Source organism: Novosphingobium huizhouense, assembly GCF_020179475.1.
GTDB lineage: Bacteria > Pseudomonadota > Alphaproteobacteria > Sphingomonadales > Sphingomonadaceae > Novosphingobium > Novosphingobium huizhouense.
In genome coordinates this window covers 100,250-115,481 of the sequence record NZ_JAILXZ010000004.1, presented here as the reverse complement: position 1 = coordinate 115,481, position 15,232 = coordinate 100,250, and the positions used below count along the sequence as shown (strand labels likewise).

At 70.1% G+C, this 15,232-nt stretch carries 17 protein-coding genes; 10 read left to right on the top strand and 7 right to left on the bottom strand.

Annotated features, from left to right (window positions below; genetic code table 11):
• Window positions 1–34 precede the first annotated feature (34 nt).
• From K3A85_RS15700 to K3A85_RS15685, 4 genes are read left to right on the top strand one after another with little or no spacing between them, the layout of a single operon-like run.
• Window positions 35–1,006 carry an alpha/beta hydrolase gene (locus K3A85_RS15700; protein ID WP_225207478.1) on the top strand — a complete coding sequence of 324 codons (972 nt, stop codon included), beginning with the start codon at window positions 35–37 and terminating at the stop codon, window positions 1,004–1,006.
• 43 nt (window positions 1,007–1,049) lie between these two features.
• A complete protein-coding gene (locus K3A85_RS15695; RefSeq protein ID WP_225207570.1) occupies window positions 1,050–2,375 on the top strand; it encodes a M48 family metalloprotease in 1,326 nt (441 codons plus the stop codon).
• Between the two features lie 12 nt (window positions 2,376–2,387).
• Window positions 2,388–3,122, top strand: a complete 735-nt coding sequence (locus K3A85_RS15690) for a DsbA family protein (protein WP_225207477.1) — start codon at window positions 2,388–2,390, stop codon at window positions 3,120–3,122.
• Window positions 3,103–4,041 (top strand): PDZ domain-containing protein, encoded by a 939-nt coding sequence (locus tag K3A85_RS15685; RefSeq protein WP_225207476.1) that lies wholly within the window; start codon window positions 3,103–3,105, stop codon window positions 4,039–4,041. The genes K3A85_RS15690 and K3A85_RS15685 overlap by 20 nt, the downstream gene beginning before the upstream one ends.
• A gap of 16 nt (window positions 4,042–4,057) precedes the next feature.
• On the opposite strand, the gene K3A85_RS15680 is transcribed toward K3A85_RS15685, so the two are convergent.
• The gene (locus K3A85_RS15680) at window positions 4,058–4,657 is read right to left on the bottom strand and encodes an HD domain-containing protein (RefSeq protein ID WP_225207475.1); all 600 of its coding nucleotides are present in this window, start codon (window positions 4,655–4,657) and stop codon (window positions 4,058–4,060) included.
• A gap of 91 nt (window positions 4,658–4,748) precedes the next feature.
• Between K3A85_RS15680 and K3A85_RS15675 the strand changes: the two genes are divergently transcribed.
• The 5 genes from K3A85_RS15675 to K3A85_RS15655 all read left to right on the top strand — a co-directional run bounded on the left by K3A85_RS15675 (window position 4,749) and on the right by K3A85_RS15655 (window position 8,863).
• Window positions 4,749–5,945, top strand: coding sequence for a sensor histidine kinase (locus K3A85_RS15675; protein ID WP_225207474.1), 1,197 nt, complete (start codon window positions 4,749–4,751; stop codon window positions 5,943–5,945).
• 70 nt (window positions 5,946–6,015) lie between these two features.
• Entirely contained in the window at window positions 6,016–6,813 is a 798-nt protein-coding gene (locus K3A85_RS15670) for a LytR/AlgR family response regulator transcription factor (protein ID WP_225207473.1), read from the top strand.
• A 51-nt stretch (window positions 6,814–6,864) separates the two neighbouring features.
• Window positions 6,865–7,764 (top strand): carboxylating nicotinate-nucleotide diphosphorylase, encoded by a 900-nt coding sequence (nadC, locus tag K3A85_RS15665; RefSeq protein WP_225207472.1) that lies wholly within the window; start codon window positions 6,865–6,867, stop codon window positions 7,762–7,764.
• Window positions 7,761–8,147, top strand: coding sequence for a hypothetical protein (locus K3A85_RS15660; RefSeq protein WP_225207471.1), 387 nt, complete (start codon window positions 7,761–7,763; stop codon window positions 8,145–8,147). The genes nadC and K3A85_RS15660 overlap by 4 nt, the downstream gene beginning before the upstream one ends.
• Entirely contained in the window at window positions 8,129–8,863 is a 735-nt protein-coding gene (locus K3A85_RS15655; protein WP_225207470.1) for a ribonuclease T2 family protein, read from the top strand. Before K3A85_RS15660 ends, K3A85_RS15655 begins: the two co-directional genes overlap by 19 nt.
• Here K3A85_RS15655 and K3A85_RS15650 read toward each other — a convergent pair.
• Complete coding sequence (locus K3A85_RS15650) at window positions 8,847–9,302, bottom strand: nucleoside deaminase (protein WP_225207469.1); 456 nt, start codon at window positions 9,300–9,302, stop codon at window positions 8,847–8,849. The two genes, K3A85_RS15655 and K3A85_RS15650, sit on opposite strands and share 17 nt — an antisense overlap.
• Before the next feature lie 131 nt (window positions 9,303–9,433).
• On the opposite strand from K3A85_RS15650, the gene rpmB reads away from it, so the two are divergent.
• Window positions 9,434–9,724, top strand: a complete 291-nt coding sequence (gene rpmB / locus K3A85_RS15645) for a 50S ribosomal protein L28 (protein ID WP_225207468.1) — start codon at window positions 9,434–9,436, stop codon at window positions 9,722–9,724.
• 75 nt (window positions 9,725–9,799) lie between these two features.
• Here the strand turns inward: rpmB and K3A85_RS15640 are convergent, their stop codons facing one another.
• The 5 genes from K3A85_RS15640 to K3A85_RS15620 all read right to left on the bottom strand — a co-directional run bounded on the left by K3A85_RS15640 (window position 9,800) and on the right by K3A85_RS15620 (window position 15,215).
• Window positions 9,800–10,771, bottom strand: a complete 972-nt coding sequence (locus K3A85_RS15640; RefSeq protein WP_225207467.1) for an esterase-like activity of phytase family protein — start codon at window positions 10,769–10,771, stop codon at window positions 9,800–9,802.
• Between the two features lie 45 nt (window positions 10,772–10,816).
• On the bottom strand, window positions 10,817–11,317 hold the full coding sequence (msrB, locus tag K3A85_RS15635; RefSeq protein WP_225207569.1) for a peptide-methionine (R)-S-oxide reductase MsrB: 501 nt from the start codon (window positions 11,315–11,317) through the stop codon (window positions 10,817–10,819).
• A 240-nt stretch (window positions 11,318–11,557) separates the two neighbouring features.
• Window positions 11,558–12,895 carry a cytochrome P450 gene (locus K3A85_RS15630; protein ID WP_225207466.1) on the bottom strand — a complete coding sequence of 446 codons (1,338 nt, stop codon included), beginning with the start codon at window positions 12,893–12,895 and terminating at the stop codon, window positions 11,558–11,560.
• An 83-nt stretch (window positions 12,896–12,978) separates the two neighbouring features.
• Complete coding sequence (locus tag K3A85_RS15625; RefSeq protein WP_225207465.1) at window positions 12,979–14,196, bottom strand: ABC transporter permease; 1,218 nt, start codon at window positions 14,194–14,196, stop codon at window positions 12,979–12,981.
• A complete protein-coding gene (locus K3A85_RS15620) occupies window positions 14,196–15,215 on the bottom strand; it encodes an ABC transporter ATP-binding protein (protein WP_225207464.1) in 1,020 nt (339 codons plus the stop codon). Before K3A85_RS15620 ends, K3A85_RS15625 begins: the two co-directional genes overlap by 1 nt.
• Window positions 15,216–15,232: the final 17 nt, after the last annotated feature.

The window sequence follows — 15,232 nt, the reverse complement described above, 5'->3', positions numbered from 1 at the left end:
CATGACGGACGGCGACAGGCAGGATCGCAAGCGCTTGGCTATTCTCCAGATCGGCTGGCTGGGCTGGACCGCGGTCACCCTGCTGCTCCTTGCCGTGCTCGGCTTCGTCGCGCTGCGCCATGCGATGGAGACCAACGCGGTCGCCGTGCTCGATAGCGCGGACAAGCTGCTGCGCGGCGGCGACGGCGCGATCCGCCAAGTCGCGGCCGAACGCTATGGCGACGACGCGAGCCAGAAGGTCGAGATGTTCGTGCCGGCCGATGCGCGCGCGCCGCTGCCGATCGTCGTGTTCATCCCCGGCGGCTCCTGGCGCAGCGGCGATCCGCACGACTACCGCTTCATCGCCCGCGCGCTCGCGCCCAGGGGCTATGCGGTCGTCCTTGCAGGATACCGGCTCGGGCCGAAGGGGCGCTTCCCGGCGATGCTCGAAGACGGCGCATCGGCCTTGCGCTGGGTGGCGGACCATGCCCGCGCCCGCGGCGGCGACCCCGACCGGATCGTGCTGATGGGCCATTCGGCGGGCGCCTACAACGCGGCGATGCTCGCGCTCGACCGGCGCTGGCTGGCGCACCGGCGGCTGTCCGCCGATGCCTTGCGCGGGATGATCGGCCTGTCGGGCCCCTACGATTTCTACCCGTTCGACGATCCGGCGACGATCGACGCGTTCGGCCACGCGGCGAACCCGGAGGACACCCAGCCGATCGCCCACGTGCGCGGCGATGCGCCGCCGCTGCTGCTGGTCCACGGCAGCACCGACACGCGCGTGCGCCCGCGCAATTCGGTCGCGCTCGCCCGCGCTCTCACCGCCGCGGGCGCGCCGACCCACGCGGTGCTTCTCAAGGACGTGAGCCACGAAGGCATGATCATGGCTTTCGCGCGCCCGTTCAGCCGCGATCCGCGCGCGCTCGATGCGGTTACCGGCTTCCTTGCCCAGGTGACGCGCCCGGGTCCTTCACCTGCTGCATCATCTGCCGCTTCACCTGCGGTTCAGGCGCCGGGTCGCTAGCGTGGCGCTCGTGAAAAGGTCGCTCCTCCCGCGCCTCGTCGCCATGCTCGCCGCGCTTGCGCTGACCGCCCAGCCGGTCGCGGCGCAGGCTGTGCTGCGCGATGCCGAGACCGAGGCGCTGTTCCGCGACATGTCCGCGCCGATCATCGCGGCTGCCGGCCTCGATCCCAGGAACGTCGACATCGTCCTGCTCAACGACGGCACGATCAACGCCTTCGTCGCCGGCGGCCAGGCGGTCTACATCCATTCGGGCCTGATCGGCGCGGCCGACCATGTCAGCGAAGTGCAGGGCGTGATCGCGCACGAGCTGGGCCACATCACCGGCGGCCACGTGATCAGCGATGCAGGGTCCAAGCCCGCCACCGGCATCACCCTGCTCAGCCTGCTGCTCGGCGCGGCGGCGGCGGCGGCGGGCTCGGCGGATGCGGGCATGGGCATCTTCATGGCCGGGCAACAGGCCGCGCTCGGCAAGTACCTCGCCTTCAGCCGCTCGCAGGAATCGAGCGCGGACGCCGCCGGCGCGCAGTACCTGTCGAAGGCCGGCATCTCGGGGCGCGGCTCGCTCGACTTCTTCAAGAAGCTGCAGAGCCAGGAGTTCCGCTACGGCTTCACCCGCAGCGCCGATGCCGAGTTCTACAGCACCCACCCGATGACCTCGGACCGCCTGACCACGCTGCAGGACACCTACGAGAAGGACCCGGCCTGGAACAAGCCCGAGGACCCGGCGCTCCAGGCGCGCTTCCTGCGAGTCAAGGCCAAGCTCTACGGCTACCTCGCCGAGCCGGCCTCGACGCTCACCGCCTATCCCGACTACCTGACCGACGGCCCGGCGCACTATGCCCGCGCCTATGCCTTCCACAAGGAGGCGTTCATGGACAAGGCGCTGGCCGAAACCGACGCCTTGCTGAAGCAGAGCCCCGACGACCCTTACGCGCTGGAACTCAAGGGCCAGATCCTGCTCGAATCGGGCAAGCCGTCCGAGGCGCTCGCCCCGTTGCGGCGGGCGACGCAGCTGAGCGACAATGCCCCGCTGATCGCCACCACCTTCGGCCACGCGCTGCTCGCGACCGAGGACAAGGCCAATTATTCCGAGGCCGAAAAGGTGCTGCGCAACGCGGTCGCGCGCGATCGCGAGAACCCGTTCGCCTGGTACCAGCTGGGCGTGGTCTACGAAGCGCGCGGCGATACGCCGCGCGCGCGCCTTGCCAGCGCCGAGCAGCAGCTGATGGAACTGCAGCTGCCCGAAGCGGTGCGCAGCGCCGAAGCTGCCGAGGCCGGGCTGCCCAAGGGATCGCCCGACTGGCTGCGGGCACAGGATATCGCCATGTCGGCGCGGGCGATGATTGAGCGCCAGCGCAAGAAGAAGTAGCGCTGGCCGGCGATGACCTCCCCCGCCTTGCGTTCGACTCTCCTGTTCGCGCTTCCCGCGCTGCTGATCGGCCTCGGCGCCGGCTGGTGGCTCCACGCCCGCGCGCCCGCGGCAGGCGCGAATCGCGCCGCGATCGAGGGCGTGGTCCACGACTACATCCTCGATCACCCGGAAATCCTGCCCGAGGCGATGGACCGGCTCCAGGCGCGCGAGAACCAGGCGCGGATCGCCCCGATGCGCGGCGCGCTCGAAACGCCCTTCCCCGGCGCGGTGCTGGGCAACCCGCAGGGCAAGGTCACGCTGGTCGAGTTCACCGACTTCGCCTGCACCTATTGCCGCAAGAGCGTGGCCGACGTCGCCGCGCTCGTCCGCGCCAACCCGGACTTGCGCGTGGTGGTGCGCGAACTGCCGATCATCGCGCCCGAAAGCGAGCCCGCCGCGCGCATGGGCCTCGCCGCCGCGGCGCAGGGCAAGTATGCCGCCTTCCACGAGGCGATGTTCGCCGGCCCGCGCCCGAGCGCGGCCAGCATCGCGGCGGCGGCGAAGGTCGCCGGCCTCGATCTGGCGAGGGCACAGGCCTTCGCCGCGCGCGAAGACGTACAGCGCGAGCTCGAGCGCAACCTCGGCTTCGCCCGCCAGCTCGGCATCGGCGGCACGCCTGCCTGGCTGATCGGCAAGGACATGATCGCCGGTGCGGTCGGGCAGGAGCGGCTGCAGCAGGCGATCGATGCCGCGCGCAAGGGCTGAGACCGCACGCGGGGGCGCGCTGGTCGCCGGCGTCCTGTTGGCGGCCGCGCCCGCCTGCGCCCGGCCGCTCGACGACCTGCAGCAGGCCGACGCGGTGGTGCAGACGGTCGGCTGGCGGCTGTCGCACGCCAATGCGCGCTACTGCACGCGCGCGGCGCCGGCGATCGGCCTGATCCTGCAGGACGCGCAGACCTTCGAAGACCCCGCTGGCGCGCGCGCGGCCTATGGCCTGGCCGGCGACATCGCAGTGGCGGCGGTGGCCGAGGGCGGCCCCGCGGCGCAGGCCGGGCTCGAGGCCAACGACACCGTCCTCGCGATCGCCGGCGCGCCGGTGGCCGCCCCGCCGCCGACGCGCAAGGATCGCTGGGCGCGCGTGCTCGCGCTGCAATCGCGGCTCGAGGACACCGTCGCGCAGGCGGGCAAGGTCACGCTGGCGCTGGCCGGCGCGCGCACGGTCGAAGTGCGCGGCCAGCCGGCCTGCCGCGTGCGCTTCATGCTCGACGACGGCGGCGGCAACGCCAGCTCGAGCCGCGACGACGTGCGCATCGGGCGCGGCCTGTTCGACAGCGCGCGCGGCGACGAAGCGCTGGTCGCGGCGGTCGCGGCGCACGAACTGGCGCACGCGGTGCTCGACCACCAGAGCACGCTCGAGGCGAACGATGCGCTCGCGGTGGTGCGTCGCACCGAGCGTGAGGCCGACCGCCTCTCGGTCTGGCTGCTCGCCAATGCCGGCTATCCGCCCGAAGCCGGCGCGCGGCTCGCGCGCGAGGTGCTGTCGCGCAAGGAATTCCTCATCGCGCCCGCCTCGCACGGCGGCTGGCGCAGCCGCGCCGCGGACATGACCGCCGAGCAGGCGGCGATGGCGGCGGCGCCCGACCGCGACTGGCAGCGCCGCTTCCGCCGCGAGGGCGCACGCTAGGCCGCGAGGGCAGACCCTAAGCCGCGACCTTCTCCGCCGTGCGCTTCAGCGGCCGGGCCATGACCCGGCGCAGCATCGGCTCGAAGTAGGACAGCGGCAGCGTGTCATAGTCGGGATCGAACGCCGACTGGTCGTACTTCTCGCAGAACTCCGCGCAGGCCGCGTAGTGGGCGTGGCCGGCGAAGCGGTCGCGCAGGTTGCGGTCCATGCCGAGGAAGTGGAAGTAGTAGTAGCCCTGGAAGGCGCCGTGGTTCTGGCAGATCCAGTGCTCCTCCTCGGTCACGAAGGGCTTCACGATCGCCGCCGCCACGTCGGGATGGTTGTAGGTGCCGAGCGTGTCGCCGATGTCGTGGAGCAGCGCCATGACGACGTAGCTCTCGCCCCGCCCGTCGCGGTGGGCGCGCGTCGCGCATTGCAGGCTGTGGGTCAGCCGGTCGACCGGGAAGCCGCCGAAATCGCCGTCGAGCAGCTTGAGATGGGCGAGCACGCGGTCGGCGAGCGTCCCGGCAAAGGCGTTGTAGTCGCGCGAGATGATCGCCCAGTCCTGAGCGGTGCCTTCCTGCATCGACCGGAACGTCGCGCGCTCTTCTGTCTCCGCATGCGAATCGTGGCTCATCGTCCTCTCCTTGTCAGGCCGTGTTTTGGCGGCGAGCTTACGCCCACGCAGGGGTTTGCGCAAAGCCGGCTTGCGGCTACAACCAGCCATGATGGCCGTGCTGCCGCTGACCCCTGCGCCGTTCTTCGGCAACAAGAACCGCGCTTTCTGGCGCCTGCAGTTCCTCGGCTGGGGCGGCGCGCTGGCGCTGCGCGCGCTGTCGAGCATCGCCAATGCCCAGCCCTGGTCGTTCCTGATCATCGTGCTGATCGCGACGATCACCGGCTTTTCGATCTCGCTGATCCTTTCGGTAATCTATCGCGCGCTGATCAACCGGCGCCCGCTGATCACCTGGGGCGTCACCGCGCTGGTCCTGGCGATCGCGGTGGGCTTGTACGCCTTCATCGATTCCTGGGTGATCAGCCTCTACCGCGCCAACAGCGATGCGGGCTTCGCACAGCTGTTCCTGGGCGTGTTCTACCTCGACCTGACGCTGCTCGGGGCGTGGTCGGCGCTCTACTACGCGATCAATTTCTACATCCAGGTCGAAGAGCAGAACGACCAGCTGATGCGGCTGGAGAACCAGGCGACGAGCGCGCAGCTCGCGATGCTGCGCTACCAGCTCAACCCGCACTTCCTGTTCAACACGCTCAACTCGATCTCGACGCTGGTGCTGCTCAAGCAGACCGAGCCCGCCAACGCGATGCTCAGCCGGCTGTCCTCGTTCCTGCGCTACACGCTGGTCAACGAGCCGACCGCGCGGGTCACCGTCGCGCAGGAGATCGAGACGCTCAAGCTCTACCTCGACATCGAGCGGATGCGCTTTGAAGAACGGCTGCGCACCGAATTCCGCATAGACGAGGACACCCGCGCCGGGCTGATGCCTTCGCTGCTGCTCCAGCCGCTGGTCGAGAACGCGATCAAGTACGCGGTCAGCCCGCTGGAATACGGGGCCGAGATCACCATCGCCACGCAACTCGTCGGCTCGATGCTTCGCGTTACCGTGTCCGATACCGGGCCGGGGTTGCCAGCGGGCACCGACCCGTCGAAGCTGTTCGGCGTGACCAGCGACAGCAGCGACACAATCTCGTCGGGACATGTCTCGACCGGCGTCGGCCTTGCGAACATCCGCGACCGGCTGGCGCAGGCTTACGGCGAGAACCAGCGCTTCGACATCGGCAACCGGCCCGAAGGCGGCTTCGTCGTGACCATCGAGCTGCCGTTCGAGGCGCGCGAGCCGGCGCCCGTCGCGCCCGGGGCGCGCGCCGCTCAGGGCGCGTCCGTTCCGGCGCGATTCGCTGCAAATTGAACACGTTCGGGAACTTCGAGCCCGGCCCGCATTCTTGTCGCGGTTGCTCTAGACACAACAAGGGTAGCGCATGACCATCCGTACGATCCTCGTCGACGACGAGAAGCTCGCCATCCAGGGCCTCCAGCTCCGGCTCCAGGCCTTTCCCGACGTCGAGGTGATCGACACCTGCTCGAACGGGCGCGAGGCGATCCGCAAGATCAAGACCGAGAAGCCCGACCTCGTGTTCTGCGACATCCAGATGCCAGGCTTCGACGGCTTCTCGGTGGTCAAGGGGGTGATGGAGATCGACCCGCCGCTGTTCGTGTTCGTGACCGCCTTTTCCGAACACGCGATCAAGGCGTTCGAGGCCAACGCCGTCGACTACCTGTTGAAGCCGGTCGAGGAGGACCGCCTCGCCGACGCGCTCGACCGCGCGCGCACCCGCCTTGCCGAAAAGCGCGGGCTGGAAGAGGCGGAGAAGCTCAAGAACGTGCTTGCCGAAGTCGCGCCCGACGCCATGCCCGAAATGGCCGACGAGGGCGAACCCGCCGCCGGGCGCTTCGAGAAGCTGATCAACATCAAGGATCGCGGCCAGATCTTCCGCGTCGACGTCGATTCGATCGAGCGGATCGAGGCGGCCGGCGACTACATGTGCATCTACACCGGCGACAATTCGCTGATCCTGCGCGAAACGATGAAGGATCTCGAACGCCGGCTCGACCCGCGGGTGTTCCAGCGCGTGCACCGCTCGAAGATCGTCAACCTCGACCAGGTCCGCCAGGTCCGCCCGCACACCAACGGCGAATGCTTCCTCGTGCTGGAAAGCGGCGCCGAAGTGAAGGTCAGCCGCTCCTACCGCGACGTGGTGGCGCGCTTCGTCCACTAGGGGCGCCGTAGGCCGCTCGACACGATCCGCCGGGGTGGTATGGCGCAGCCCATGAGCAGCTTCTCCATTCCGGGCTTCGACCTCGACGCCTTCGTCGCCGCCACGCTTGCCGAAGACCTCGGGGCGGGGCTGCCGGGCGGCGGTGTCGACGTCACCAGCGACAGCGTGATCCCGGCCGAGGCGCGCTTTTCGGGCGTGATGGACAGCCGCGACGCCATCGCGGTCTGCGGGCTGCCGATCGCCGCCGCATTCTTCCGCGCGCTCGATCCCGACATGAGAATCGACATCCTCGTCGAGGAAGGCGCGCAGGTTCCGGCGGGCAGCGAGCTGATGCGGCTCGAAGGCAATGCCCGCGCCATGCTCACCGCGGAACGCTCCGCGCTCAACACCGTGCAGCACCTCTCGGGCATCGCCACGCTCACCCGCAGCTATGTCACCGCGATGGGCGAGACGCAGGCGAAGCTGCTCGACACGCGCAAGACCATCCCCGGCCTGCGCCATCTCGAAAAGTATGCCGTGCGCACCGGCGGCGGTCATAACCACCGCATGGGGCTGTGGGACGCGGCGATGATCAAGGACAACCACGTGCTCGTCGCCGGCGGCGTTGCCGAAGCGGTGCGCCGTGCGCTGGCGGCGGGTGTTAAGGACGTGATCTGCGAGGTCGACCGCATCGACCAGATCGAACCCGCGCTCACCGCCGGGGCCACCCGCCTGCTGCTCGACAACATGGGGCCCGATACCTTGCGCGAGGCCCTCGCCGTCGTCGCGGGCCGCGTTCCGTGTGAAGCCTCGGGCGGTGTCCGGCTCGACACGATCGCCGCCATCGCCGCCACGGGCGTCGATTACGTCTCGGTCGGCCGCCTCACCCAGTCGGCGCCCGCCGCCGACATCGGGCTCGACTTCACCCCGGTGGCATCCCCCACTGGAGCGACCACAGGAGCAGCCGCATGAACCGCCCGGTTTCGGTCAGCTGGTTCGAGCGCCTGTTCCTTGCCGCGCAGGCGCTGCGCCTTGCCAACGTGGCGGTGTTCATGGGCGCGCTCGCCGCGTTCAGCCAGGCCGCCCCGCCCACGATCATGACCGGCGCCTTCGCCAATGCGGCGGTCTCGACCGGCCTTGCCCTCGTCGTCTCGCGCGGGCGGATGGGCCTTGCGCGCTGGTTCGTGGTCGCGCTCGCCGCGCTCGACCTGATCGGGATCGCCGGCATTCCCGCGCTCGCCAAGGCGATCAGCCCGGTCTTCGCGCTGCTAAGCCTCGCCGCGCTGTCGATCGAGGCGGCGGCGCTGGTGTTCCTGTTCCGGCGAGAGACCGGCGAATGGCTGGCGCAGCGCTGACCGCGATGCGCCGCGCCCTGCGCGCGGCGCTCGCATTTGCGCCCGCGCTGCTGCCTGCCGCCGCGCAGGCGCAAGCTGCGTCGTGCCGCGTGCCGCCATCGTTCGAATTGCCGTCGCGGCCTGTGCCCGACGGCCCCGTCCGCCGCACCCCCGTTGCCGGCTACACGCTCGCGCTCAGCTGGTCGCCCGCGTTCTGCCGGGAGCAGGGCGGGGCTCGGCGCGAATCGCTCCAGTGCAGCGGCGCGATGGGCCGCTTCGGCTTCGTCCTCCATGGGCTCTGGCCCGAGGGCCGCGGGACCGACTGGCCGCAGTGGTGCCCGGCGCGGACCATGCCCGACCGCGCGACGCTGCGCCGCCATCTCTGCATGACGCCAAGCCCGGACCTGCTCGCGCACGAATGGGCCAAGCACGGCGCCTGCATGAGCGCGAGCCCCGCGCGCTACTTCGCCGAGGCCGAGCGCGCTTGGGCGGGTGTCCGCCTGCCCGACATGGCCGCGCTCGCCGCGGGCCCCGCGCTCACCGCCGGCGCCTTGCGCCGCGCCTTCGTCGCCGCCAATCCGGGCCTGCCGATGCGCGGCATCCGCCTGCTGCTGGGGCGCGGGGGACAGTTGAAGGAAGTCCACCTCTGCCTCGACCGGGCAAAGGCCCATGTCGCCTGTCCTGCCGGACGCGACGGACCGGACGACGACGCCGCGCTCGCTATCGCCGCGCCCTGAAGAACGCCTGCAGCAGTTCGGCGGCCTCGCCTTCGCCCATCCCGGCATAGACTTCAGGCCGGTGCAGGCAGGTCGGCTGTTCGAATACCCGCGCCCCGTGCTCCACCGCCCCGCCCTTGGGATCGGATGCCGCGTAATAGACCCGCGCGATGCGGGCATGGACGATCGCGCCCGCGCACATCGCGCAAGGTTCGAGCGTCACCCACAGGTCGCAGCCTTCGAGCCGTTCCTGCCCCAGTGTGGCGGCGGCGGCTCGAATCGCCAGCACTTCGGCATGGGCGGTGGGGTCGCACGTGCCGCGCGGCGCATTGTGGGCGAGCGCGATCACCTCGCCGTCCTTGACGAGCACCGCGCCGATCGGCACTTCGCCGGCCGCGGCGGCAGCGCGCGCCTGGTCGAGCGCGGCTTGCATCGGTCGGGGGAGCGGCCAGCGGGTCATTCCCGCCCGCTAGCCCCGTCTGCGGCGCGGCGCAACGCAAGGTGGGTGCGAATCCTTGACTTCGGCCGCTGAATCGATAAAGGCCGCGCCTTCCCGATAGGTTTATCGAACACACGAAGCGAGTTTTGACCATGTCGCGTATCTGCGAACTGACCGGTAAGGGCCGCCAAGTCGGTCACAACGTGAGCCACGCCAACAACAAGACCAAGCGTCTGTTCCTGCCCAACCTGCAGAACGTCACGCTGATGAGCGAGAAGCTGGACCGCAGCTTCAAGTTCCGCGTTTCGACCCACGGTCTGCGCTCGGTCGAGCACAACGGCGGTCTCGACAACTGGCTGCTCAAGCAGTCGGACACCAAGCTTTCGGCCCGCGCCCTCAAGGTGAAGCGCGAGCTGGTCAAGGCGGTCGCCGCCGCGGCCTGATCCGGTTCGGGCCGGCGCGCGCTTCGTGCGGCCGGCCCCGGATTTCCCGGTTGCCCCATCCGGCGACCGGCGCGTTCACGAACGCAGACGCAGCTTGAGCAGGATCGTTCGCTGCAGCCAGGCCAACGTGTTGCTGTCCGATATCAGCCACACCGCACTCGAACCGTCGGGTTCGGGCAGCACGGCCATTCCCTCGTAGTTTTCGCGCAGCCGCGAATCGGAGATCCGCGCAACTTCGTGCGTCGGCACCACCGCGCCGTCGCAAATCGCGCCGGCGTCGGCGGCGACGATCACGCTGTAGAAGCCGGTCAGGGCGAACTTGCGGCCGAGCACCAGCACGCGCCCGTCGGGCAATTGCGCCAGCTCGGTCGGGCGGAAGCCTTCGGGCATGACCAGCTCGAAGCGGCCCGGGCGCTCGCCCGGGCGCGGCACCCCGGCGAAGATCAGCCCGGCATAGTGCGTGCGGTCGTACCAGCGCGCGCGCATCTCGGCGACCAGCACCAGCCGCCCGTCGGCGAGCTGGCGCATCGCCTCGGGCCCCTGGTTGTAGCCCCATTCGCGCAAGGCCGGCACGGTGATGCGGCGGAAGCGGCGCAGGTCGGGATCGAACAGCGCGAGCGTATCGGCGCCCTCGCAGGCGACCAGCAGGCGCTGCGTGCCGGCCAGCGCGGTGACCGCTTCGCCGTCGAACGAGTGGCCATCGCGGCCCCAGGTACCGGGAAAGGGCATTTGGGCGAGGACCGGGCGGCGCGGCCGGCCTGGCGGGGCGAACACGAGGGTGTCGTTGCGATCGCCGAGCGCGAGGAGCCGCCCGTCGGGCAGCGCGGTCAGCGCCGAATAGTTGCCGAACAGGCGGAAGCCGCCCCGCAGCCGCCACGCGCCGACGATGGCGCTGCCCTTGCCGGTCGAGACTGCGGGCGTTGCGGCAAGCAGGTCGCCCACCGCCAGCGCGCCGGGCGGGCCGAGCACGGGGGTGCGGTTGTCGGGCCTGATCGTGACCGACAACAGCAGCGGCAGCAGCAGCAGCAGCATTCCCAGAAAGCGCATCGTCGGCGCGCCATGGCACGGCGCGCGCCGCCGCGCAAAGCCGGGTCAGCCCGGACGGAACAGCATGGCATCGCCGTTCATGCAGTAGCGCAGGCCGGTCGGTTTGGGGCCGTCGTCGAAGACATGGCCAAGGTGCCCGCCGCAACGCAGGCAGTGCACTTCGGTGCGAGCCATGCCGTAGCTGCGATCGGCGCTGGTGCCGACCGCGCGGTCGAGCGGCTTCCAGAAGCTCGGCCAGCCGGTGCCGCTGTCGAACTTGGTCGACGAGGCGAACAGCGGGTTGCCGTCGGCGGCGCAGACGAAGGTGCCCTTGCGGTGCTCACGCAGCAGCGGCGAGGTGAACGGGCGCTCGGTCCCCGCCTGGCGCAGGATGAAGTATTGCTCGGGAGTGAGCCGGCGCTTCCACTCGGCATCGCTGTAGCGCACCGGGAAGGCGCCTTGCGCCAGCGGCGCGGCGCCGCAGGCGCTGGCAAGCGCGAGGGTGGAGACGGCGGCGAGACCGCCGAGCGCATGGCGGCGGGTCATCGCAAGATCGGTCGGTCGCATGGTCATCGCGGCAGTCCCGTCGAGGCTGGGCCGGAGAAAGCCCGTTGGAACCGAGGCCGGAGACGAGCGGGGGCTGGAAGCTCGCCTCCGGCGACGGTTCGGTCCTGCCGCGGGACGGGGGGCGGGGTATCGGGGCACCCGCGACCGGACGCCCTCCTGCTACCGATTCGTCCCTGAACGCGCGATGACCGGGATCGCAGGCGCGCCGGGCGGCGTTGCCCCCGCCCGGCTCGCCATCGCTCAGTAGCGCTCGACCTCGACTTCCAGCTTGCGGAAGCCGTGGACGAAGTTCGCCCGCACCCGCTTGACCTCGCCCGTCACGTGCACGCGCATGCGGCGTTCGCGCATTTCCTCGAGCAGCACGCGCAGCTGCAGTTCGGCAAGGCGCGCGCCGACGCAGCGGTGGATGCCATAGCCGAACGAGAGGTGCCGGCGCGCGTTCTCGCGTTCGACCAGCAGCTTGTCGGCATTCTCGAACACCGCTTCGTCGCGGTTGGCCGAAAGGTACCACATGACCAGCTTGTCGCCCGCCTTGACCTGCTGGCCGAACAGTTCGGTATCGGCGGTGGCGGTGCGGCGCATGTGCGCGAGCGGCGTCACGAAGCGGATGCATTCCTGCACCGCGTTGGGGATCACCGAGCCATCGGCTTCGAGGATCGCGCGCTGGTCGGGGAAGGTGTGCAGCGCGTGGACGATGCCCGACATCGTGTTGCGCGTGGTGTCGTTGCCGCCCACGATCAGCAGCACCAGGTTGCCCATGAACTCCTGCGGGCTCATTTGGCTCATCGCTTCGGAATGGATCATCATCGAGATGAGGTCGGGCGTCGGGGCGGCCCCCATCCGCTCCATCCACAGCCGCTGGAAGTAGTGCGCCATCTCCATCAGGATCGCGTGGCGATCGTCGGCAAGGTCGCGCGCCAGCGTCAGCTCGACATCGCCCGCCCAGTCCGACCAGAAGGTCAGCAGGCGGCGGTCATCCCAGGGGAAGCCGAACAGGATCGCGAGCATGCCGGTGGTCAGCTCGATCGAGACCTTGTCGACCCAGTCGAAGCGCTCGCCGATCGGCAGCGAATCGAGCACGCTCGCGGTGCGGCGGCGGATCTCGTCCTCCATCTCGACGATCTTGGCCGGCGTGAAGGCGGGGGCGACGGTGCGGCGCTGGCCGGTGTGTTCGGGCCGGTCCATCGCGATGAACATCGGCAGCTGGCGCTCGGCGAGCACTTCGGGGTCGATATCGGCCGGCGGATCGCCGATGGTGATGCCGCCGTACTTCCACGACGAGGAGAACAGCTCGGGCAGCGCCTCGACATGGCTGATCGCCTGGTGGCTGGCGATGTTCCAGTAGTCGCCATAGGGCGTGCCGGTGACCTTGTTGACCGGCGCCTTCTCGCGCATTTCGCGGAAGATCGGGCCCCAGGTGTCGTTGACGTAGATGTCCGAGCGGCTGACGTCCCAGGGGTGGGTGTGCGTCGGCAGCGCCTGCGGATTGCTGCGCAGCCATTCCTCGAACGCCTCGTTGGCGGTCGGCGAACGGCGATAGGTGAAAGCGGCTGCCTCGGGCGCGAGTTGGGTGGCCATGCTGTTCCTCTCATGCGCGGCGACTCGTCCGCTCGACGGCCGCCTTGTACCCGTACTATCCGCGCAACCTACACGAGTGTCAATTAGGCTGGCTTGCGGATCAGCGCGAGCAATCCGCGCCGCGCCGGACGGCCGCCCGCGCCCGACTTGAGCACGGTGCGGCGGAACAGCTGCGCGCCCATCCGCACGATCAGCAGCACCCACAGGCCCTGCCAGCCGAGCGCGACGAGGTGGGGAAGCAGGGCGTCGTGCTGCGCGGCCCGCGCGATCATCGCGAAGGGCGAGCTGACCGGGAACAGGATCGCGGCCCATTCGATCCAGGTGCCCGGCCGCGCCAGCGCGAAGCTCGCGAAGAAGAACACCATCAGCTGCATCATCGTCACCGGCATCGACAGCGTCTGCACCTCGCGCACCGTCGTCGCCATGCCGCCGATCGACAGGAACAGCGAGCCGAGCAGCAGGTAGGCCATGGCGAAGTAGAGGAAGCCGAGGAGGAGGAACGCCGGCCAGCCGACCGCGGGCGCGGCAAGGTCGGGCATCGAGCGCATCCCGGCCAGCACCAGCGCGCCATAGGCCCCGCCCCACACCGCGATGCCGACCAGGCTCACCGCGAGCATGGCGAAGAGCTTGCCCAGGAACAATGCGTCCATCGGGATCGCCGCGGCGAGGACCTCGATGATCTTGTTGCCCTTTTCCTCGACGAGGTTGGACAGCACCATGCCGGCGAGCAGCATCGTCAGCAGGAACAGCAGCACCTGCCCGCCCTGCGCGGTGGCGACCCGGCCGTTGCGCTGGCTGGCGACGGTGGTCCCGACGACCTCGCCGCGCACCTCGGGAAACGCGGTCGGGCTGGCGGTGCGGGCGCGGGCGGCGAAGGTCGAGACCATCCCCTCCCAGGCGCCCAGCCGCTCCTGCGGGCCGGTCAGCACCGGCGCGTCGAGCGTGCCGGTGACCACCGCGGCAACCCCGCTGCCCTTGGCGAGTTCGGCGCGCGCATCGAACGTCTCGCCATCGCGCAGGCGGTCGAGCACGACGAAATCGGGGACCCGCCCGGCCATGCGGTCGGCCATCGCGTTGCGCGCCATGACCAGCCGGTCGCCCTGGTGCGCGGGCATGGCGACGCCGACGACCGGGTTGTCGAGATCGCGCTGGACCTGCGCGCCGATGGTGCCGGCCAGCGCGCCAACGACGAGCGGGAACAGCGGTCCCAGCAGGAAGAAGATGAAGGTCTTGGAAAAGATCACCGCAACGAAATCGCGGCGCGCGACGACGAAGGCCGCACGCAGTTTCTCGGGCCACATCAGCGGCGTCCTCCCTTGGCCGAGGCGCCTTGCGCCGCTTCGCTCGCGCTATCCGCCAGCGCCCGCGCCGCCGCCTCGCCCGCAATGGCGACGAACGCGTCGTGGAGCCCCGCGCGCTCGATCGACAGGCTGAGGATGCCCGCTTCGCCCTCGATCAGCGCGCGCAGCAGCGGCTCGATCCCGCTTTCGGGCAGGGTGAAGTACCAGAACGCGCCTTCGTGGCGGGCATCGGCGGGGAGCGCGGCGCGCCACGGTCCGTCTGCGGCGCGCGTCTCCAGCCGCACTTGCGGGCGCAGGCGGTCGCGCGCGGCGTCGACGGGCCCGGCGAAGGGCACCTTGCCCCCGGCGATGATCGCCACCTGGTCGCACAGCCGCTCGGCATGGGCGATCACGTGGGTCGAGAAGATCACCGTCGTGCCGCGCGCGGCAAGCTCGCGGATCGTGCGTTCGAGCTTGCCCTGGTTGAGCGCGTCCAGCCCCGAGAACGGTTCGTCGAAGATCACCAGGTCGGGCTCGTGGACCAGCGTGCCGAGCAGCTGCACCTGCTGCGCCATGCCCTTGGACAGCTGGCGGATCTGGCGGTCGGCGGCATAGCCAAGGCCATGCGCCTCGAGCAGCTCGCGCCCCTTGCGCCGTCCTTGCGCCAGCGGCACCCCGCGCAGCGCGGCAAGGAACGCGATCGCGTCGGTCGCCTTCATCGCCGGGTAGAGCCCGCGCTCTTCGGGCAGGTAGCCGATGCGGCGGGCCACGTCGGTCGGGCGATCGGACCCGAGCACGCGGCGCGTGCCCGAATCGGGGTCGATGATGCCGAGCAGCATCCGCAGCGTGGTGGTCTTGCCCGCGCCGTTGGGGCCGAGAATGCCGTAGATCGCGCCCTTGGGCACGCTGATGTCGATCCCGTCGACCGCGGTGAAATCGTCGAAGCGCTTGACCAGCGAACGCGCCTCGATCGCGAGTTCCACTTCGGCGGCATCGACCCGATTGCCCGACACCGCCCATTCCCCTAGCTGAATCTTCATGGATGCGAGGCGTTAAC